Below are 21,115 nucleotides of genomic sequence, written 5' to 3' on the forward strand. Positions count from 1 at the left end.
GTACTAAATGTGTACTGAGCGACAAAAACAAGAATAGAGTGTACTTTTGTGGTTTTCATCCTTTCATCTTTATGATTTCTTAACTCTTATGCATTCTTTTCTGTCTTATTATTGCTGATGTTTTCTCGGAAAATGCGATTTCCACCTTATATTTGTATCTGAGAAAAAAATTATATAAGGTACAGTTATGGAAAATCATATAGAAACCAATTTTAGAGAGATACAGAAGATATTAGATAGTTGCGTATCGCATGGCTATAAAACTAAAGTAGATGCACTATTTTTAAAGCGTGAATATCTGACACAGGCTCAGCTAAAGGATTATTTGCGGCAGGAAATTTTCCGTGTTACCGAAAATATAGTAGCCATTCAGCAAAAATACCGTGTCGTGCGTGATATTGTACAGGATATGGATGTTCCCGATTTTTTGTGGGAAAGCGGTTATTTTGAGGACTTAAACTCTAATGAGAGGAAAAAGTACATCGTTTTCCGCTGTTCTGATTTTGATATGGACGCATATTTGCATGAACCGTCTTGCTATGATGAACGACTTCCCTATTTTTCCATCATTGTTAGCCTTGTGGTACTTTCCAAGTATTTGTACTTTCTGCAAGAACAGGAAAGCAAATACTATACAGATTCTATTGTCTCCCAAGAACAAGTCTTGCCAAAAGAAAAAGATGAAAGTGTAGAAACCACTCCAGCCAAGATTGTGGGTAAAAGCAATCCCTTCAAATCCACTTTGAAAGCCAATGAAATCAAACTTCTGACTGAATGTGTGAACGAAGCGAATATGTTTACTACTACTGTCAGCACCAAAATACTTACCGATTTTTTCAACTGTAAGTTGGACGGTGTATTGAAAGTTAATAATACCCGTCTGTTGGCTTACCTAATGATGCAACTCAGCTGTTATAACTACATCGTTTATGAGTGGCAGTCAGTTATAGCAAACAACAAGTTGATATTGAAGAAGATAAAAGGAGAACCGCTTACACGCACTGACTTGTCGAGTGCGACAGACCAGGCGAAGAACATCTATCCGAAAGGATATGAAATTATAGACAAATACATCAAACAACTGCAAAAAGGTTGAGCATAGATTGAACGCTCAAACAAAGGTCAATTAGACTTCATTTTCAACCTCTTAACTTTGCTCCCGTTAACACAAAAGACGAGGGTGCGCACCTTCATATTGTTTCACCTAAAATCCCAAACGATATGGAAAAAGACTTGGAGTTAAGAGTTTCCGAACTCGAAAAGATGTTGTTCCTTTCAAAGAACGTGCTTAGCTTCGATGAAGCGAGCAGGTTCTTGAACCTTTCTAAAAGTTACCTGTACAAGCTGACTTCGGGTAACTTGATACCCCATTACAAGCCGCAGGGCAAAATGCTTTATTTTGAAAAGGCTGAGCTGGAAGCATGGTTGCGTCAGAACCCGGTGAAGACGCAGGCGCAGATAGAGCAGGAAGCGCAGAAGTATATCCTTAACCGTCCTCTAAAGAAATAATGGCTATGGAAAACAAGACGAAAGAGGAAATCGGACAAGGTACAGCCATGACGAAAGAAGATTTTGCAGCCCTTTGGAAAACCATTCGTCTAAAGGTGACGGACACTTATGAAGTACCGCCCGAAATTCTTTGGGTGAACGGTTCTACTATCGGCACGTTGGGCAATTTCAGTGCATCCACAGGCAAAGCCAAGAGCAAAAAGACATTCAACATTTCCGCCATTGTTGCGGCAGCATTGAAGAATGACGAGGTTTTGAAGTATTCGGCATATCTGCCACCGAACAAGCGCAAAATTCTCTATGTTGATACCGAGCAGAGCAAGTACCATTGCCATAAGGTCATGGAACGTATTTTGCGCCTTGCCGGACTGCCGACCGATAAAGATGTGGACGATTTTGTTTTCATTGTGTTAAGGGAGCAGACCCCCGACAAACGTAAGCAGATAATTGGCTATATGTTAGAGAATATGCCCGATGTGGGGTTGCTCATCATTGACGGAATCCGTGATTTGATGTACGACATCAACAGTCCGAGCGAATCGACCGACCTAATCAACCTTTTGATGCGCTGGTCAAGTGGGTATAATCTGCATATCCATACCGTACTGCATTTGAACAAGGGGGATGATAACACAAGAGGACATATCGGTACAGAGCTGAACAACAAAGCTGAAACCGTCCTGCAAATCACGAAAAGCACGCAGGACGGCAATATAAGTGAAGTAAAGGCGATGCACATACGTGACCGGGAGTTTGACCCGTTCGCATTTCGCATCAATGACAACGCTTTGCCCGAAGTCATGGACGGTTATGTATTCCAGCAACCCAAACAAGACAGGAACTTTCCGCTTACAGAGCTGACGGAACAGCAGCACCGGGAAGCATTGGAGAACGGTTTCGGCAAGCAGGTTGTACAAGGCTATTCCAATGTGATAGCGGCATTGAAACAAGGTTACGCAAGTATAGGTTACGAGCGTGGACGCAATGTCCTTGTGTCGCTTAACAAGTTCCTTGTGAACAAGCGCATGATTGTGAAAGAGGGTAAGGGCTATCGCTACAATCCCGATTTTCATTATTAAAAGTCGGTTTGGTTTAGTCCGGGTGTATATATAAGCGGAACGGACTGTCTGTTTCCCGGTATCGACAGCAGGCAGGTTTAGTATGGTACGGGTATATATATGACGGACTAAACAGGACTGGCGCACTTTTCAACGATTTTTTAATCCCCAAAAAGAAAATATTATGAACATCGAAGATGTGAAACAAATACCCATCGCAGATTATCTGCATAGTTTAGGTTATTCGCCCGTCAAGCGGCAGGGTAACGGTTTATGGTATAAATCACCATTGAGAGAGGAACACGAAGCGTCCTTTAAGGTGAATACAGACCGCAACCTTTGGTATGACTTTGGCGCAGGAAAAGGCGGCAACATCATTGCCCTGGCAAAGGAACTTTACTTTTCCGACAGTCTGCCCTACCTTTTAAAGAGGATAGAAGAGCAGACCCCGAATGTTCGCCCAGTCAGTTTTTCTTTTCCCCAGTGTAGGACAGAACCAAGTTTCCAACATTTGGAAGTCCGGGACTTAACTCATCCGGCATTGCTCCGTTATTTGCAGGGACGGGGTATCAATATTGAGCTGGCAAAAAGAGAATGTAAGGAACTTCATTTTACCAATAACGGGAAGCCATTCTTTGCTATCGGGTTCCCGAACATGGCAGGAGGTTACGAGGTTCGCAATTCCTTTTTCAAAGGCTGTATTGCCCCGAAAGATATCACCCATATACGGCAGCAGGGAGAGCCGAGAGAGAAGTGTCTGGTATTCGAGGGATTCATGGACTACCTCTCTTTCCTTACGCTCCGCATGAAGAACTGTCCGACCATGCCTGACCTTGACAGGCAGGACTATGTTATTCTTAACTCGACTGTCAATGTGCCGAAAGCCATTGATGTGCTATACCCGTATGAACGCATCCACTGTATGCTTGACAATGACGAGGCGGGGTATAAGGCGACACGGGCTATCGAATTAGAATACTCCTACCGTGTGCGTGACTTCTCGCACAATTACAGAGGGTATTCGGACTTGAACGATTACTTGTGCGGCAGGAAGCAGGAACAGAAAAACGCAGCCAGCCAAGTACAGGAAACGAAGCAGAAAACCGGACAATGTGCCGTCCAAAAACAAAAGAGAGGTAGGGGCATTTAATCCGGCAGGATTGCCAGCGGCTGGCGGTTTCATAGGGAGAGCAAGGTTATGTTTCGGTAGACCGAAACCACCTTGCTTTGCTCACCGCAAAGGAAACCGCTCCCGTTGGTCGCAATTTCTAAGATACCATCAAAAAGTAAAAAGACATGAAAAGGATACAGGATAAGCCGGGCGGTCGTCCGGCAAAGAAACGGACGGAAAAGCAGAAAAAGGTAGTCAGTACGAAGCTGACCGAGTTGCAGTATTACGCCATCAGGAAGCGAGCCGGGGAAGCCGGGGTGCGCATCAGTGAATATGTCCGGCAAGCAGTTATTTCGGCAGAGGTCATACCCCGGCTGAACAGGCAGGATGCAGATGCTATCCGCAAGCTGGTAGGGGAAGCCAACAACATCAACCAGCTGGCGCATAGGGCAAATGCCGGAGGTTTCGCATTGGTGGCGGTGGAATTGGTGAAACTCAAAGATAGGATTGTTGAAATCATAAACCATTTGTCGGATGATTGGAAAAATAAAAAAAGGAAGCGGTTTTAAGGGCTGTGTGAACTATGTGCTTGGTAAGGAGCAGGCGGTTTTGCTTCATGCGGATGGGGTTCTGACCGAGAGCCGGAGCGATATAATCCGCAGTTTCTGTATGCAGACCGGGATGAATCCCGACTTGAAAAAGCCGGTTGGACATATTGCACTAAGCTATTCGGCAGTGGACGCACCCAAATTGACAGACGAGAAGATGGTACAGCTTGCACAGGAGTATATGCGTGAAATGAAAATCACCGATACGCAGTACATCATCGTGCGCCATCAAGACCGGGAGCATCCACACGTGCATATCGTGTTCAACCGTATAGACAACAACGGCAAGACTATTTCGGACAGGAACGATATGTACCGTAACGAACAGGTATGCAAGAAGCTGAAAGCCAAACATGGGCTTTATTTCGCCAAGGGGAAAGAGCAGGTGAAACAGCACCGATTGAAAGAGCCGGACAAGTCGAAATACGAGATTTACACGGCTGTGAAAAATGAAATCGGCAAATCCCGCAACTGGCAGCAGTTGCAGCACAGGTTAGCGGAAAAGGGTATCACTATCCAGTTCAAACGAAAGGGACAGACCGATGAAATACAGGGCATATCCTTTTCCAAAGGAGAATACACGTTCAAAGGCTCGGAGATAGACCGCAGTTTCAGTTTTTCCAAACTGGATAGATATTTCGGAGATACAGGTTTGAATGTTGCCGAAAGTCAACGGCAAACAGCTTTCGCACCCATTCGGGAACAAATACCCACACGGAGTAACGCAGAAAGTCCGTTTATAAGCGGTTCGCTCGGTCTGTTTTTTGCATCACCGTCCCCGGTGGATGAAGAGCCGAACTTGAATTTGAGAAAGAAGAAGAAAAAGAAAAAACGACTTAAATTGTAAAGACATGGAAGACAACTTGATTTTAGAGGGGCTTCTCTCTATGGTAACAGAACTGAAAGAGAAGTTGGAAGCGCAGGTAACGCCAGCCAGCCGGGAGGAAACTCTCGAACGGTTTGGAGCGATTGAACAGGCATTGTCGAGGCTGCATAGTAATCCGGCTGTTCCTGTGGAGAAGTTGCAGACTATCCAAAGTCAACTTGACGATGTACGGAACAGGATGCAAGGTCAGCAGCAGCACATCGAGGACACCAAGAGAATATCATTGGAAATCTATCGTAATTTTAAAATAATGGTTGATACCTTGAATTCCTACAAGACGGATAAAGAGGAAGTTGCCCCCTTGCCGTTCTATCAACGGATTTACAACAAGGTTACTTCTTGGATTCGTCCGGGATTGTTTATTTTTTCGGCAGTGCTGGTTCTCTGTTCCGCTTCCATATGGTTAAATATCCGTTTGGCTACACGGATGCAGCAGTTACAGGACAATGATATGAAATACCGTTTTTTGCTGATGCAGGGTTGGGCAAACGGAGAAGTCCTTGATATACTGGAAACCAAATTCAACTGGCAGAGGGATAATGATTTCATTCAAATTCTGACCGATTCTGTGATAGATTTTGAATATCGCAGCAAGAAACAGGCGGAAGCATTGGAACGTGCAAGGCTGTTGAACGAGCAAGCCGAACAGCTAAAGAAAGAAGCCGATAAGTTGGGTAAACCATAAACGAAGTAAAGCTGGAGTGATGAAATGTAAAGTATCAATAGATACGCTACATTTTTTCTTTTCGTAGGCAAATCTTAATCTGTATCTTCGTAGCATGAAAGAAGATATACGGAAAATACGGATGCGCCAAAAATGGCTTGAGCTATACGCCGAAACGGGTTCTGTGACAAAAACTGCCCTTCGGTGCGGGATTGCCCGTTCCACGTTATACCGTTGGATAAATCGCGAGAAAGAACAAGGCAAGTCGGAATTGTCCGATAAGTCTAAACGTCCATCAAGACTTGCCAATATGAAGATAACACCTGAAATTGAAACCATTATCCTTAATCTGCGTGAGACGAGAAGATGGGGAGCGCAACGGATTGCCAACTATCTACTTAGGAAGAGAATAAAGTTCTCAGCCATGACAGTGTGGCGTGTGCTGAAAAAGCATCAGGTCGAAGCTGTTGTGAAACGGCGTAAAAAGTCAGACTATATCCGATATAGTAAAGAAATTCCCGGGGAAAGGGTTCAGCTGGATGTAATGAAAGTACGAAACGGAGCATACCAGTTCACGGCCATAGATGATTGTACCCGTTTGAGAACCATTCGTATATATCCCAATAAAAAAGCGGAAAGTACAATTCATTTTTTAGGAGAGATACTAAATACCTTTCCTTTTCCCGTTCAACGGATACAAACTGATTGGGGAACAGAATTTTTCAATTATGACTTCCAATATGAACTGCATGACCATTTTATCAAATTCAGACCAATCAAACCAAAGACTCCGCATCTGAATGGCAAAGTCGAAAGGTCTCAGCAGACCGATAAGACAGAGTTTTGGAATCTTATAGATTTGTCGGACAAGACACTTGATTTGAATATGATGGCTATGGAATGGCAGGAGTTCTACAATAAGAAACGACCACATTCTTCACTGAACGGCAAGACTCCGATGCAAAAATTCAAGTCTGTCGAGCACCGTGTTCCGATCCAGCCCGATGTGAGTGAAAAATTCTGGGAGTCAAACGAAGAAATTCTTCCACGTAATTACAAGTATCTTAAATTCATAAAACATCGAAATAAGAAAACTGTTATTCGATAATCCGTGGAGAATCAAAATATATCGCAGATTATTTTACGTTTTTAAACTCATCGGTCGGGGAACGGCCAGCGCCAAGGGGCGGGACCACCCGTCCCGACGAGCGTAAAAATCCAGTAAGCTAATGTAGCGAATCTGTTGTTATAGCACAGATGAAATGAAAACTTTCTTACTCCAGCTATTTCGTTTTTGATATGTAATTTTGTGCTTAGCTTACTAATCAACAATTTCAAAACGCACCAGCATGGAATAGTCCTTTTTAATGGTACGGAAATTGTCGAATGAGGCAACATTCGATGATAGGACATTGCTTTGCGCTATCGGAAAAGCATTACCGCTATCTTTTTCCACAATGCGTATGACATTGCCTAATCTTTTACCCAAGGCTTCAACCAAATAAGTAGCTTTTCGCTGTGCAGCTTTTAGTGCTTCTATCTTTCCTTTTTGGTGATATGCCAACATATCTTTATTTTCCAATTCACCGATGCGCATCGTATTAATGCCTTTCGTATCTATGTGCTTGATTATTTCATCTATCTGTTTGAAATCAGTCAGTGTAATATCAAATTGCTTGGATATTAAAAAATCCTGTCCTTGCTTTCGCCAATAATCGCCAATCTCTTGTGTACGGATTACATCTTGCGTAATACCTACTTCGGAAAGTTTCTTTCGCAATCCTTGTTCTATTTGTGACAATGGCACTTTGGTGTGATACTCTTCGGGCTTAGACTTTCCATCAAATTCTTCCTCGAAGTATTCACGAATTTCAATGATGTAGTGAATTTTGTCCGGCATGATTTCTATTTCCGATGTACCTGTCACTTCAATGTAGTGTTCATTAACTTCTTGCGCTTGCGCAGTTAGAACCATAAAGAAGACAATAGCGGATAAAAATAGTTTTGTTTTCATGATGGTTAGGTATTTATTTGTTTTTAATCAGTTAAACGCCTGTTTTTCTTATCTATATAAAACCAAGTTTCGCTTTCCCAATAATGTTTTTCTCCGTCTGATTCAGGAACTACCTTTCGTTCACCTTTTAAAGTTGCTTTGGCTTTTCCTCCTTTAAATGGGTAGGCAAACTTAAATTGAGGTTCAATTATTACATTACCCAATGAATCGGCAAAACCTACCAATCCATCCTCGTCCATTATACGGAAAAGCCCTTCTTGTATGTAGTCGGGACCATTATCATATTTGAATACATAGAAAAGTTCTTTGCCCGCATCATTGATGCAGATTATTCGAGCGTCCTTTGGCTTGTTCTCATAAACAAAACCTATTTTTTTGATAGTATCTGTTTGACAGTATCTGTACTTGCCGTATGGCACAATGGTATCGCCCCGTTCATTCAGATAACAGACCGGAACACCCACCTCCAAATAAGGCTCTGTGGTATGGGCAGTCAGTGTGGCGTCATATCGCATCAGAATAGGAGTGTCACAAGAACTGTAGCCGATTATCAAAACATCAGTATGAGGGTTGATAGGAGTTGTCGGTCTATCCAATTTAAATTGAAAAACAAGAGTGTCCTTTGGGGCTGGTAAAGTTATAGAAATACCCGTTACAGCATTGAATGCATTTAGTGCAGCTCTTTTGAATTTTCGGTTGTTACACGAAATAACTTGGGGGTTGGTAATATATCCGTTACCATCTAATTTATATGTAACATAGACCATCCCTTCTCGATTCTTTTTCTGTAATTTAGGTGGATACTTACATGATTTGCTTAGAGTTTTGATAAGCCAATTATAGTTATTAACTTCATTTTTTGTTGGACTATCATTCTTGAATAAAACAGGTACAGTCCAAACAGAGTTCCGATATTCACCTTTACCATGAAAATTGATGGTAGGAGTCCACCGTGGCATACCTTTTATGATTTGCAATACTTGGTTGTCCCATTCTTGTATGCCACAACCTCGTAAGGTCTCTACCTTTATTATTTCTCCGTAAGAATCAATGCGTATCGTATAAATCCCTTTGATTTCTTTTTTACCGTTTAATAGATTGGAATCGTATGTTAGGCGTTCATTAATGTAGTTGGTAATTGCATACGGATTTGCTTTTTCAAAATAAGACACAGCTTCCCATTCCACAAAACTTTGTTTCAATTCTTCTTCCCTAACGCTGTCCGCCTTTACCCTATCCCTATAATGTTGGGGCAGGAAAGGGACATATACCGTATAAAGACACTCCATTCGTTTGCCGTTTTTGTTCCTGCAAGGCAGGCAGTGTGGAAGCTCTTTGGTCAGTCTGATGACCTCTTTGTCAAAATCTTCATGGATGGTCGTCAAAATGGTATTCCAGCGTGGTAGCCCTAATGTGTCAAGAGCAAACATCACTACGGAATAACCTGCCACATTCTTTTTTAGCAACTCTTCTGGGTATTTCATTTGGGAAACATAGTATTTTGTCAAATCGTAATCCCATACCGCCCATCGGGGAGGTTCTATCGTGGATAAATCTTTAATTGGTTCTCCGGTTATTTTAGCAACACCTTTATTCCAAATATCCTCTTTACGCCAAATACTATCCAAGCGTTCTTCGTTCTGCCTTTGTCCTTGAACACTGTTATCTGTTGTACATCTGACAGGTGTAACTCCGATTGTCAAACTTTCCGGCAGATATTGGAGAACCAACGTACTATCTGTCAGTTCTTGAATAATGTAATTCTTTTGAAAAGATTTTATTGTATCTCCATGCAAAGAGTAAGAATCGCATATTTCAGTTTGTTTTTCATCATATAGAAAGGTCTGTTTCCATCCAGCGCTGCGGAATTCCATTTCCATAGCATAGTGTTTGTCTTTGGGAAGTTGCACTTTCCATATTTTATTCTCTAATAAAGCAGACATATCTGCCGAATTCTTGTCTTGGGCTAAAAGTGGGCTGACAAGATTGAGAGAAAATATAAATAATATGGATAGAAAATATTTCATTCAACCAATTATATAAACAACATCCAAATATAATGTAAATGAGTAATAGAATAGCGTATTAAATAATTTATTTCTTCCTGTATTTGAATAAATTAACTTTTAATACTCAAGTAAAAATCAGTACATTTACAAGTTTAGTTCATACCTTTGTTTATATATCCAAAACGGACTAAACCTATTTTTTGTCGGCAGATTATATGTTGCTGGCGAAAAGAAAAACAGTATTCTTCTTTTCGCCAGTATTACTTTTTATGATAGGTTAGTAATTTGAGGAAGCAATGAACTCCTTTATTTCTTCCTCGCTTGGAAGTTCTATCATGTACTTCTGTACGAAGATATTCGGGTCTAATCCGGCAGTGGCATACTTAACCAATGTATCTCCCTTTTCTGTGCAAAGCAGAATACCGATAGGCGGATTATCATCCGGCTGCATCACTTCCGCCTTGAAATAGTTCAGATACATATTCAGTTGCGAAGCATACTCATGGCGGAACTTGTCTATCTTCAATTCCACAATAACATGGCACTTCAAGATGCGGTGATAGAACACAAGGTCGGCAAAGAAATAGTCCTCATCAATCAAGATACGCTTTTGCCGAGCTTCAAAACAGAATCCATGCCCCATTTCCAGCAGGAAGTGTTGTAGGTTGTCAAGAATGGATTGCTCCAAGTCGTTTTCTGTTACTAAGGCTCGTTCATTCAATCCTAAGAACTCTAAAGTAACAGGGGTGTTGATAACATCTTTAGGTTGTAATAGGGTTGCTTGTTGCTGGACTAAAGCGGAGAGGGCTTCTTTGTTCTTGGATAGTCCGCTACGTTCATAGTATAAAGACGCTATTTGCCGTTCCAGTTCTCTTGCAGACCAACAGCCACGTATTGCTTCCATTTCATAGAAAGCACGCTTTGTCGGATTTTCGATTTTGGAGATGAACTTTAAGTGAGAATAAGGTAATTTATTGAACAACCTTTCAGCAGGAATACTCCACTTATTATATTGTATTTCTGATGTTTGTAATTCGGCACACACTGAGTGCCGAATTGGTTCCGTGAATTCGGCGGACAGCGTGTGCCGAATTTCATTTCCTGCCATGATGTAGTGTAATACTTGTTCTTTCAGTTGTGGATAAACAAGGTACAGCCGCCTAAATTCACGGAATCTACGTTCATTCAGACCTTTTGTTTTCAGCCGTTGTTCCAGCTTTTTCAACAGTTGTTCACCGTATGCGGCACGGTCTTCTCCGTTCTGCTCAAACTCTACGATATAGCACCCCATAAGCCAGTTACGGGAAGTAAGTGCAAGGTTTACAGCGTGTGCGGCTTGTGCCTGCAACGTGTTCTGTATCGTACAGATATGTTTTACTAATGCTTCAAAGTCCATAGTTACAAAGATAAGTCTTTTGTGGTTAAAACTTTAGTTCGGGTAGGCTGTTTATTGCTTCCTCTTTCAATTTATCCACGGCACGGGTGTATTTCTCGGTATGCTTCAATCCGCTATGTCCTAAAAGACTGGCTACCGTCTTGATATTTGCTCCATTGTTCAGAATGTTCACGGCAAACGAATGGCGGGCGCAATGCCAGCTTATATGCTTGTCTATTCCGGCTCTCTTTACCCAACGTTTTACTGATTTGCAGCAGCTTTCGTATGTAGGCAAATCGAATATCAAACAGTTCTTATCTGCCGGAGCTTCGCCAATAATGGATAATAGACCGTCATTCAAGGGGATAACCACACCGCTACTGGCTGAATGTCCCTTGGTCTTGCTTTGCTCGAATTTCAATAATCGGTTGGCATAATCCACATTTTTATAAGTAAGGTCTTTTACATCACAGAAGCGCAGACCGCAATACAGACAAAAGATAAACGCTCGTCTGATTGTGGGGTTTTCGTTGTCATAATGACAAGCTATCAGCTTTTGTATTTCTTCGGGAGAAAGCACATCTTTTCGAAGCATTTGGCTATCCACTTTACAGGTAACACTTTTACATGGGTCTTTCAACATTACATCATGGTCAATCGCATATCGAATAACTTTCTTGAAACGCTGGTAAATGCTTTTAGCACCTTCACCCACACTTCGGGATTGCAAATAGGCTACAAACTTCTCCATCATTTCTTTGGTGATAAGTTCCGGTTTGATACTAAACTCATTCATGGGGTATTGCTCTTTTAAGAAGTCCTTAAAACGGCTAAGCGCAATTTGCACCATGCGAATATCTTTCTTGGTATAGCTATTGATATAGGCTTGAAAGTAGTCCAAGAAATTAACAGCCCTGTCTTTCTTTAAGCGGTAACCCAACATGCTTTCTTTAAACTCCTGTTCACGCTCTGCACGTATGCGCATGGCGAGTTCCAAAGTTTCCTTGTTCTGTTGCCGTTCCGCAGGAGTACGGGGTTTGTCTATCAGATACAGGCTAAGGTTTTCTTTTCGCCTGTTATGCTTTACTGCAAACTTGGGCTTGCCTTGCATTTTCCCACTATCGTAATACACCTGATTACCGTTTTCATCCAATACGGGCTTTTCCTCTCTACCTAAATAATACTCTAAGTAAAGGCTTATTCTACCGTCCGAGAGCTTATTTTGCTCCAACTTGGGGTTCTCTTTCGTTTTATTTTCTAACTTTGCCATTGTTTAGAGGTTTTATCCCGATTTAGGTACCGTAACCGGGTAATTACACTAAATAGTTGATTTTCTTTTGTTTTCCGATATTGCAAAGGTACAAAAGAAAATGAGATTTCAAAGTGTACTAAAAGTGTACTGAATAACAGAAAACGGGCAAAATAGGGCAAAAATGGAGAAAATAGGAAATATGCAAATAACTGATAATAAGGAAAATAAATTCTTTTGTTTTCCTATTATTTCTATGGCTTGTACCGGGTCTGGGTACAGATTAAAAGGCTAAGTGATTAATTGTCAGTCACTTAGCCTTTTTAATTATCTGATTTTTCCCCACATTTTCCCCACAACTGTCTATTTATCTATTTTAGAAACATATTTTTCCGTAAAGTTATGTACCTTTGTCGGCAAATAAATATCCTCGTCAAACAAATATAAATAATATAAACATGGAAAAAAACAGAAAAAAACAAATCGTAGTTTTGTGTATAGCTTTAGTTTGCATTTTCATCTTGGTATTTTCATTGTTCCATAAATCAGCGACAAAAGATAGCGCAAATCCTCCTTTAACAAATGTTTTGACTGATAGTATTTCTCAAATTGTCTCAGCTTGTCCTGGTGAAATTGGTGTGGCGGTTATTGTTAATAACAGAGATACGGTTAAGGTCAATAATAAGAGTGTTTATCCTATGATGAGTGTGTTTAAGGTTCATCAGGCATTAGCTCTTTGCAATGACTTTGACAATAAAGGAATTTCACTTGATACCTTGGTAAATATAAATAGGGATAAACTTGACCCAAAGACTTGGAGTCCTATGCTGAAAGATTATTCAGGACCAGTCATATCATTGACAGTAAGAGATTTGCTGCGTTATACTCTTACTCAGAGTGACAACAATGCAAGCAACCTTATGTTTAAGGATATGGTTAATGTCGCTCAAACAGATAGTTTTATAGCCACACTCATCCCTCGTTCAAGTTTTCAGATAGCTTATACGGAAGAGGAAATGTCGGCTGACCATAACAAGGCTTACTCTAACTATACATCTCCTCTTGGTGCTGCAATGTTGATGAATCGTTTGTTTACTGAAGGTCTTATCGATGATGAGAAACAAAGTTTCATTAAGAATACGTTAAAAGAATGCAAAACAGGTGTAGATAGGATAGCAGCTCCACTTCTTGATAAAGAAGGGGTTGTTATAGCGCATAAGACAGGTTCAGGTAATGTTAATGAAAATGGCGTTCTTGCAGCTCACAATGATGTTGCCTATATATGTCTGCCTAATAATGTCAGCTATACCTTAGCGGTATTTGTTAAGGATTTCAAGGGAAATGAATCACAAGCGTCACAATATGTTGCGCATATATCAGCTGTAGTATATTCTTTATTAATGCAGACTTCGGTAAAATCTTAAACTGCACTTGCTTTGATAATTAATGATAAACAATCTAAAAGCACTCTGATCGTTATCGGAGTGCTTTTAGATTACTAATCAATTTGCTTCTATTACAATTTGAATCCTCTACTTTTTCTTTCTTCCTGTTGTGGCAGCCTTGTTCCGTATCTGAGCCTGTGCCATTGTTCCATGAACCAGTCGGCAATCGGCTTCCTGTTTATTGTCAGGTTCAGCCTGCTTTCATCGTCAGGGTCATTTTCCACCCTTAAAATATCATCCTTTATATCAAAGTTCCGTCTGTGTTGCTCGGAATAGATTTTACCGCTACATTTCAGGGCTTCTTTCTTGACCAAAAGACTTTCAGTCATTTCTTTAGTGAACCCCAGCATGGCACAGAACTTTTCCATGCGTAGCATTTCCCTGAACATCGGGAACCATCTGAAAGCCTTGTCTATGATTCTGGCGAGCCGTGACAGTTCTTTTTCCTTCATGTCAAGTTCCTGTCTGTGCATTTCCTTGAGATTGTGGATTTGCGTATCATGCTGTTTCTGCATCTGCTGTATCTGGCTCTGTAATTTTTCAATATTGGTGTTCCGTTTTGAAACCTCGTCTTGCAGTTTCTCGTTGGCATGTTCCAGTTCTTTCAGTTTTCCGCTTCCGAAAAGAGAAGCAACTCCGCTTGTTATGGCTGTCGCTGCCGTGGTGGCTGTCTTCTTTAGCTTGTCAGTGCGTATTTCTGATTTTACCTGTTTCAGTTCCTGCTCGGCAAGATTTATCTGTTCTTCTTTGTGCCGTTTGGCTGCATCCATGCGTTGCAGTTCGGCTTTCTGTTTCTCAATGATAAAGTCGTTCCGGTCCAGATGCTCCTTACCCGTGACAGCCTTTGACTGCCCACGCTCCATCAGCAGGATGTCTGATGCAAGGGTCTGCATCTGCATCATGTCATCGTCATTGAGCTTTCGGCTCTTTCCGGTTTCGTGGTTCATCCAGTCGAAAACGATATGGGCATGATAGTTCGGCTTGAACCATCTGTCCCCGACCTTGAAGCTTTCCTTGTCTTCTGCTTCCGGCTGACCGTTCAGCCAATGCCCTTCGTCCTTGTGCAGGAAGATTTGCAGCGGTGTGATTCCCCAGCGTCTTTGACATTCTTCACCGAATTTACGCACGTCTGCCAGTGTGGTGTCTGACCTGACAAGCAGCACTCCTTCACGTATGGGTGAGCATCCAGCAATTTTGATTATTTTGCCGTTCTTGCCTTTGCGCTCCCGTTCCTTTTCCTGCATGGCACGTCCGGTCTTTTCCTTTACCATCTGTCTGATATTGTCATAATGCGTCCGCAAATCCGGACTTCCGAAGTCGGGATTTATCCACTGCTCGTTGTCGGTGGAGAGTTCAGAAACCACATAGATTCTGGACTCTCCGATGTGGCGCATGTATTCGGCAGTCCTTTTGTTGTGAGCCTCGCTCGATGCGATGTTGCAGGGCTTGATATGTATGCTTGATTTTGTTGCCATAGATACTTGTTTTTTGTTTTGTACTTTATTGTTTGCTTTTCCGCTGTCCGTAAACGCATGGGGTTCTTAGGGGTGCAACCCATAAGCGGAGATTGCAAAGAGAGGGTCACTCTTTGCTCTGGGTTCTCAGGGGAGAAACGCCCTGAGTGGGTTATTAGGGTAAAACCCTAATCCCCTCGGGAGAGCCCACAACTACGTAAGCGAAGCGTGTAGTTATAGTGGGCTATAACCGAAAGCCTCCCGGTTTATTGGGCGGTGTCTTCACTTTGATGGATTGAGCTTGTTTCTTTGTCTCTGTCCGTTTTTGCAGGTATTCGTTCAAATCCTTGCATCCGCTGTAAATGTGTGAAGCGTCACGTATATGTCTGGTATTGTCATACTCCTTTCTGATTTGCTGCAGGGCTTCCATTCCTGCACGGTCATTGTCAAGGAAACAGTGGATGCGTTCATAGCTGCCCAGCGGATAGAGTGCCTTGGAAACATTGGCAACAGAGTTCAGAACCATGTAGTCCTGTCTGTCGAAATCGGGGAATTGCGGACAGCTTTCAAGCCTCAGTGTCAGAAAGGAAAGGTAGTCCATGAACCCCTCAAAAACGTAACATGCTTTTCTCGGTTCTCCCGATTGTCTGATATGTGATATTTCCTTCGGTGCGATGCAGCCCTTGAAATATCGGTTGCGGATTTCATATCCGCCCGATATGTTCGGAAAGGCAATGGCAAAATACCGTTTGCCGTTGTTGGTGAAGTGTGCCTCACGGCATTCTCTTTTCGCCAGTGCCGTATTTATCCCCCTTTCCTGCAGGTAAGAGAGCAGGGCAGGAGAAGACAGCTGCACGATGTCAAGCTTCTGGAAACTCGGCTCGGTGGCAGACTGCCTGCGAAAAGAGAAAGACACGGGACGGACATGCGGTGTCTGTTCCTCTATGCGTTTCAGGATATACGGAACACTCTCCGTTGCGTAGAGGTGTGCCGCCAGTGCGATGATGTTGCCGCCCTTTCCCAGACCGAAGTCGAACCATTGCTCACGCTCGGTGTTTACCTTGAATGAGGGCTCGTTCTCTTCCCTGAACGGGGATTTGTACCAGAGGTTTACCCCCTGCTGCTTTACTGGGGAATACCCCAGACTGTGCAGATAGTCTGCGATTCTTATCTTTTTTGCTTCTTCTGTTGTCATTTTCGTACGGTTTTGTGATGAGTGAAAAAACGATGATTTGATGAATTTTGCTTGTAATAAGCTGTTATACAGAACGGTAACGCTTCATCATTTTTTCATCAGACTGCTTGCCAAAAAAGAAATGATGATTTCTCTTTTCATCAGCATTATATTCCGATGAATGAATGATGAGTTTATATTGCACTGTAATACAATGTATTATATGCCGTATTCATCATTTCATCAAAATAATCATATAGCGGTCAGCTGTTCCTTGGTTATCGTGTAGAACCTTCCTATTTTCCTTTTCGTCTCGTAGTGGCAGTCACGGTGGGGAGCAATCTCATAGGCGGTGTAGGAAAGCGAGTTCGGTGCGGAAGTCAGCTTCCATACTTCCTGAACCACTTTCCGCACCTGATATTTCTCTGCCTTTACCTGCGAATAGATAAGCAGTGTCATGAGGTCGTTCAGGCAGAATGATACGCTTTCCACATCCATGTTTGACATGATGTCAAGGAACAGTTCAGCCATTTCTATCTCCAGACGGTTGCGGTTGCTCCGGATGATTTTCTGCAGGGCTGCCGTATGTGTCAGCTTCGGGTTGAACCACATACGGCTTTCCTTTTCCGTTGAAAGCTCCCTTTGCGTCAGGAAGAACAGGAAGGCGGGGATTTCCTCTTTCAGCTTTTGCAGGAAATTTGTGTCATCGTTCTGCAGCGGATTTATCTTCCTTACCCAGTATCGTGTTTCCCCTGCGTCTATGATTACAGGCAGGTACTCGTTGTTTGAACACAATACGAACTTGGCGAAGAAGGCTATTTCCGTGCGGTCTTTCCCTTTGGCTTCCACCTTGTAATTGAAAGTGGTGCTCAGGTTTTTCAACCGCTCGCTGTCTTCCCTGCGGTTGAGCAGCACCTCGTCCACGACAATGAGCAGCTTTCCGGCCCAGTCGGAATTGAACTGGCTCCGGAAATCCTCGTTGGTGTTGAATGTCACGTTATCCCCGAATACGGCTTTCAGGAAATTAAGAAATGTACTCTTGCCCGTGTTCCTCTCTTCCGATACCAGCAGGAGTATGGGAAGTTTCTGCAACGGCTGCAGGAACAGCAGTTGCAGATAGTCCAGTCCCAGATTGTACTGCTCACCGAAAATGTGTAGCACCAGAGAACGTATGTTCGGGAAATCTCCTATCTGCGGAGTATGCTCTATCGGTTCGTACAGATTCAGAAAACCGTCAATTTCCTTCCGGTAGTTCAGATGGTCGGGAACGGTACAGAATCCGTCATACTTCGGGACGGTCGCAAGATAGTTTTTCCCGTAGTCCTGCCTGAGTGTGCTGTTGTTCCATATCACACGTCTTTTCTCATACCCTCCGCTGGCGCAGGGCTGGTTTACGACCTTGTACAGTGTCGTTCCCACACGCATGTATTCTTCCTCTTTCATAGGCTCAGATTGAAGGATTGCGTTCACCCAGGATTTTCTGTATGTCCGACTGTCGGTATCTGACCTTGTTCCCCACCTTCACGGGTTTCAGATAGTTCTTCTTTGCCCAGTGCCAAAGGGTGGTGTCGCACACGTCGCACATTTTCTTCACTTCCTCCTTTGTGAGGTACTTTTCCTTTCTCGCTTCCGCAATGGCGGTGGAGAGTTCATGCTTGGCACGGCTTATCAGCTGGTTTGAAAACATGAGCAGGTCTTCGCCTGTCACTTCCAGTTTGATGTTGCCGTTTCCGCTTTGGATAATTGCCATCAGGTCTGTCATAGGCTTGTTGAAACTGCCGGTTGTAAAACTTCCCGTTTCGGCAGTATTATAAACGAAAAGCCACTACCCCGATTAGGATAGTGGCACAAATATATAACGAAAAATAATCGTAAATCAATGGATTTCAATGCGTTAAATTCGTAAAATCCAAAAACGAATTAAACGAGTTTCAAGCGGATAGATAAGCCTTCAATTCCTCTATGGCAACATGGTCTTCCCCGATGTCCTTTATCAGTTTTTTGCTGTCTCCGAAAGGTGTGGTAAGGTTCCTGTACGCTTTCTGTATTCCCCTTTCGTGTACGATGCTGAGGTCTGTGTATTGCTGTTGCAGTGCGTTCCGGAAAGTCTTTATGGGACAAGGTCGCATGAAACGGTATTCCACCAGTGCGATGTACAGACGTGCAATGTCCGTTTCGGTCGTATGCGTTTTCAGCCTTGTTCCGATTCTTTCCAGAATGACATCCCTGTTCTCTATCAGCAGCTCCGGCAGGGTGCGTGTGTCGGCTTTTCGTCCTGCGCTCTTGGGCTGTCCCTGCTGCAGGCTGTCCGTATCTTCCGTTTCGGTTTCTTCAATATCCTCTTCATCCTCAATAGACCATTCCACGAGGTTGTTTTCCTCAATGGCTTTCTGCTGCTTTCTGAAAGCCACCCAGTCTTCTTTGGTTCTCATGCCGCTGCTGATGCTCTTCTTGATGATGAACCTGACCATGTAGGAGACAAGCCATTTGTATAGTCTGGTAATACCTTTTCTTTTGGCCAGTTCCTCTCCCTGTTCCACCATGCACTCATAGCTCCGTCCGTAATACAGCCATGCGAGCATGGCAGGTATGATGCTCCGCCTTTTTGAATGATGGAACTCGTTTACAATCTTTTGGGCAAGGTCAGAATCCAGAAGCACATTCTCCAGTTCCTCGAAATCGGAGATTTTGTCGTCTCCGATCCGTCTGCGTGTCGCTTCCTTGTATCTCGGTACCAAGGTTGTGGCAACCTTGAAAACCTTAACAAATCCCTTGAACTCCTTGTCGTTCATTTCTTCCACGAAAGCCGCATATTCATCGGGGTGGCTGTCAAGCCACTCCCTTATCAGTCTTTTGAAATTGTCGTATTCCTGTTGTCCCATATAGGTTTAGTCTAAAAGTTTAACGAGGTCTTTCTTCATCTCTTCGTCAATATCCCTGTACCGTCTGAAAGCCTTGCTGCCTTCCTTGTGTCCCGACAGTGCCGAAACAAGATTCGGGTCTTTCACCTTCTTATAAATATTACCGATGAAGGTGCGTCTTGCAAGGTGGCTGCTTGCCACTTCATAAAGCGGTTTTTTGACTTCATCACGTGTCAACGGGTCTAATATAGTGACAATCCTGTCCACTCCTGAAAGTTTGAATATCTTTTTTATTGCCTCATTATATTTTTGTTCTGAAATGAATGGCAGCAGTTTTCCTTCATGGCCTTTATACCGTTCGAGAATTTCCTTTGCCTTGTCGTTTAACGGAACACGTACCGTTACAGGATTGCCCTCTTTGGTTTTCTTAGGTATGTATTCAATGGCTTCATTCACCACGTTCAGTTTGGTCATTCTGTACAGGTCGCTTACTCTGCATCCTATAAGTGTCTGGAAAATGAAGATGTCCCTCTGTATCTCCAGCTGTGGAGTGGCTGACAGGTCAGCATTGAAAATCCTGTCCCTTTCTTCAAGGTTGATATAAACAGGGGTTCCGTATTTGCACTCCTCTATCGGAAACTTGTCAAACGGTCTGTTGGCGGTCAGATTGTTGTCGAGGCACCACAGGAAGAATGTGCGTATTCTTGAAAAGCAGTCTATCAGAGTGTTTTTTCCACGTGGTTGCGGAGTTCTCTTTTCTGGAATGGCTTCATAAATGCTCGGGTACAATTCATAATATTGGTATTCGTTCTCGAAGAAGTCCCACATGTCCCGAAGAGTTTCGGGTGTGACGGTATCAACATCAAGAACAAATCCTTTTTGCCCTCTTTTTGTTTCCCGTACATACAGTTCATAACGCAATAAGGCTCTTTTTACCACCCTGAAATTCTTTTTCCTTACTTCCGATAACGGATGCTTTTCCAGAAAGCTGTCAAACAGCTCTCCGAAAGTCGGTTTGATGACAATCTCTTCCGGTGTGAAATACTTTTCAGGATGATAATATCTGTCTAAGGTCAGTTTCAGCCATTCTTTATCTACGGATTCTTTTTCCGTATGAAAGGATTTTTCCACATAGGTTTTCAGCTTTCGTATCTCTTCATTTATGCCAGTCCTTAAATCTTCGTTGCAGACAGCTTTTGTTTTTACGCACTCTGCTTTGTCATCCCACAGGTTGGGATTGATTGAAAGCTGGGTAGGAGCAACAGAATCAAGCTGTCTTCCATTTCTCAGACGGATATAAATAGTTGCGGTTGATTCGGTATCATACCGTTTGGCCGCTTTTTTAATGATGAAAGTTACTTTCATAGGCTTACAGGTTAAATATCTATCTGGATGCAAATATAGATATTTTCCCCACATTTTCCCCACATCTGCTAAATAATTTGCAATCGGATTAATTCGGATTAAAATTTAATATGATTGTAAATAGTTGATATATAGTTATATTGCTGTGTTTTTCTGCATTTTTCTTTTTACCCACATTTTCCCCACTTTAATTATTTCAAATGCGGGTCTGGGTACAAGTAAGAGCGGTTAAGTAGTTGATAATAAAACACTTAGCCGCTTTTCTTTTATTCAAATATCTAAATTTGACCTACTTTTGTGGGATCAACGTAAAAACCTGAGGGATTTTGTATT

At 42.6% G+C, this 21,115-nt stretch carries 19 protein-coding genes; 9 read left to right on the forward strand and 10 right to left on the reverse strand.

Going from position 1 to position 21,115, the window contains the following annotated elements:
- The first annotated feature begins 187 nt into the window (after positions 1-187).
- The 8 genes from HMPREF9446_RS01555 to HMPREF9446_RS01590 all read left to right on the forward strand — a co-directional run bounded on the left by HMPREF9446_RS01555 (position 188) and on the right by HMPREF9446_RS01590 (position 6,944).
- The gene (locus HMPREF9446_RS01555; protein ID WP_009123681.1) at positions 188-1,096 is read left to right on the forward strand and encodes a hypothetical protein; all 909 of its coding nucleotides are present in this window, start codon (positions 188-190) and stop codon (positions 1,094-1,096) included.
- A gap of 125 nt (positions 1,097-1,221) precedes the next feature.
- The gene (locus HMPREF9446_RS01560; RefSeq protein WP_005633171.1) at positions 1,222-1,509 is read left to right on the forward strand and encodes a helix-turn-helix domain-containing protein; all 288 of its coding nucleotides are present in this window, start codon (positions 1,222-1,224) and stop codon (positions 1,507-1,509) included.
- A complete protein-coding gene (locus HMPREF9446_RS01565; protein WP_005633163.1) occupies positions 1,509-2,588 on the forward strand; it encodes an AAA family ATPase in 1,080 nt (359 codons plus the stop codon). The genes HMPREF9446_RS01560 and HMPREF9446_RS01565 overlap by 1 nt, the downstream gene beginning before the upstream one ends.
- A 163-nt stretch (positions 2,589-2,751) precedes the next feature.
- Positions 2,752-3,717, forward strand: a complete 966-nt coding sequence (locus HMPREF9446_RS01570; RefSeq protein ID WP_005633162.1) for a toprim domain-containing protein — start codon at positions 2,752-2,754, stop codon at positions 3,715-3,717.
- Positions 3,718-3,863: 146 nt separating this feature from the next.
- Positions 3,864-4,247: a MobC family plasmid mobilization relaxosome protein gene (locus HMPREF9446_RS01575; protein WP_005633161.1), complete on the forward strand. Its 384-nt coding sequence runs from the start codon at positions 3,864-3,866 to the stop codon at positions 4,245-4,247.
- Positions 4,213-5,133, forward strand: a complete 921-nt coding sequence (locus tag HMPREF9446_RS01580; RefSeq protein WP_005863304.1) for a relaxase/mobilization nuclease domain-containing protein — start codon at positions 4,213-4,215, stop codon at positions 5,131-5,133. The genes HMPREF9446_RS01575 and HMPREF9446_RS01580 overlap by 35 nt, the downstream gene beginning before the upstream one ends.
- 4 nt (positions 5,134-5,137) lie before the next feature.
- Positions 5,138-5,857 (forward strand): hypothetical protein, encoded by a 720-nt coding sequence (locus HMPREF9446_RS01585; RefSeq protein ID WP_009123682.1) that lies wholly within the window; start codon positions 5,138-5,140, stop codon positions 5,855-5,857.
- Between the two features lie 94 nt (positions 5,858-5,951).
- Positions 5,952-6,944 carry an IS481 family transposase gene (locus tag HMPREF9446_RS01590; RefSeq protein WP_009123683.1) on the forward strand — a complete coding sequence of 331 codons (993 nt, stop codon included), beginning with the start codon at positions 5,952-5,954 and terminating at the stop codon, positions 6,942-6,944.
- Between the two features lie 213 nt (positions 6,945-7,157).
- Here the strand turns inward: HMPREF9446_RS01590 and HMPREF9446_RS01595 are convergent, their stop codons facing one another.
- The 4 genes from HMPREF9446_RS01595 to HMPREF9446_RS01610 form a co-directional block, all read right to left on the reverse strand.
- The gene (locus HMPREF9446_RS01595) at positions 7,158-7,850 is read right to left on the reverse strand and encodes an SIMPL domain-containing protein (protein ID WP_005863300.1); all 693 of its coding nucleotides are present in this window, start codon (positions 7,848-7,850) and stop codon (positions 7,158-7,160) included.
- A gap of 23 nt (positions 7,851-7,873) precedes the next feature.
- Positions 7,874-9,877, reverse strand: coding sequence for an energy transducer TonB (locus HMPREF9446_RS01600; RefSeq protein WP_009123684.1), 2,004 nt, complete (start codon positions 9,875-9,877; stop codon positions 7,874-7,876).
- 259 nt (positions 9,878-10,136) lie between these two features.
- Positions 10,137-11,255, reverse strand: a complete 1,119-nt coding sequence (locus HMPREF9446_RS01605; protein ID WP_009123685.1) for a PDDEXK nuclease domain-containing protein — start codon at positions 11,253-11,255, stop codon at positions 10,137-10,139.
- 25 nt (positions 11,256-11,280) lie between these two features.
- Positions 11,281-12,504 (reverse strand): site-specific integrase, encoded by a 1,224-nt coding sequence (locus HMPREF9446_RS01610; RefSeq protein ID WP_009123686.1) that lies wholly within the window; start codon positions 12,502-12,504, stop codon positions 11,281-11,283.
- Between the two features lie 437 nt (positions 12,505-12,941).
- On the opposite strand from HMPREF9446_RS01610, the gene HMPREF9446_RS01615 reads away from it, so the two are divergent.
- Positions 12,942-13,907, forward strand: a complete 966-nt coding sequence (locus tag HMPREF9446_RS01615; RefSeq protein WP_009123687.1) for a CfxA family broad-spectrum class A beta-lactamase — start codon at positions 12,942-12,944, stop codon at positions 13,905-13,907.
- 92 nt (positions 13,908-13,999) lie between these two features.
- On the opposite strand, the gene HMPREF9446_RS01620 is transcribed toward HMPREF9446_RS01615, so the two are convergent.
- From HMPREF9446_RS01620 to HMPREF9446_RS01645, 6 genes are all read right to left on the reverse strand, one after another.
- A complete protein-coding gene (locus tag HMPREF9446_RS01620; protein WP_009123688.1) occupies positions 14,000-15,403 on the reverse strand; it encodes a hypothetical protein in 1,404 nt (467 codons plus the stop codon).
- 223 nt (positions 15,404-15,626) lie between these two features.
- The gene (locus HMPREF9446_RS01625; protein ID WP_009123689.1) at positions 15,627-16,577 is read right to left on the reverse strand and encodes a toprim domain-containing protein; all 951 of its coding nucleotides are present in this window, start codon (positions 16,575-16,577) and stop codon (positions 15,627-15,629) included.
- A gap of 231 nt (positions 16,578-16,808) precedes the next feature.
- Entirely contained in the window at positions 16,809-17,999 is a 1,191-nt protein-coding gene (locus HMPREF9446_RS01630; protein ID WP_009123691.1) for a primase-helicase family protein, read from the reverse strand.
- 4 nt (positions 18,000-18,003) lie between these two features.
- The gene (locus tag HMPREF9446_RS01635; RefSeq protein WP_005797547.1) at positions 18,004-18,318 is read right to left on the reverse strand and encodes a helix-turn-helix domain-containing protein; all 315 of its coding nucleotides are present in this window, start codon (positions 18,316-18,318) and stop codon (positions 18,004-18,006) included.
- Between the two features lie 169 nt (positions 18,319-18,487).
- Positions 18,488-19,438, reverse strand: coding sequence for a DUF6043 family protein (locus HMPREF9446_RS01640; protein ID WP_009123692.1), 951 nt, complete (start codon positions 19,436-19,438; stop codon positions 18,488-18,490).
- 6 nt (positions 19,439-19,444) lie between these two features.
- A complete protein-coding gene (locus HMPREF9446_RS01645) occupies positions 19,445-20,782 on the reverse strand; it encodes a site-specific integrase (RefSeq protein ID WP_009123693.1) in 1,338 nt (445 codons plus the stop codon).
- Between the last annotated feature and the right edge of the window lie 333 nt (positions 20,783-21,115).

Source organism: Bacteroides fluxus YIT 12057, assembly GCF_000195635.1.
GTDB lineage: Bacteria > Bacteroidota > Bacteroidia > Bacteroidales > Bacteroidaceae > Bacteroides > Bacteroides fluxus.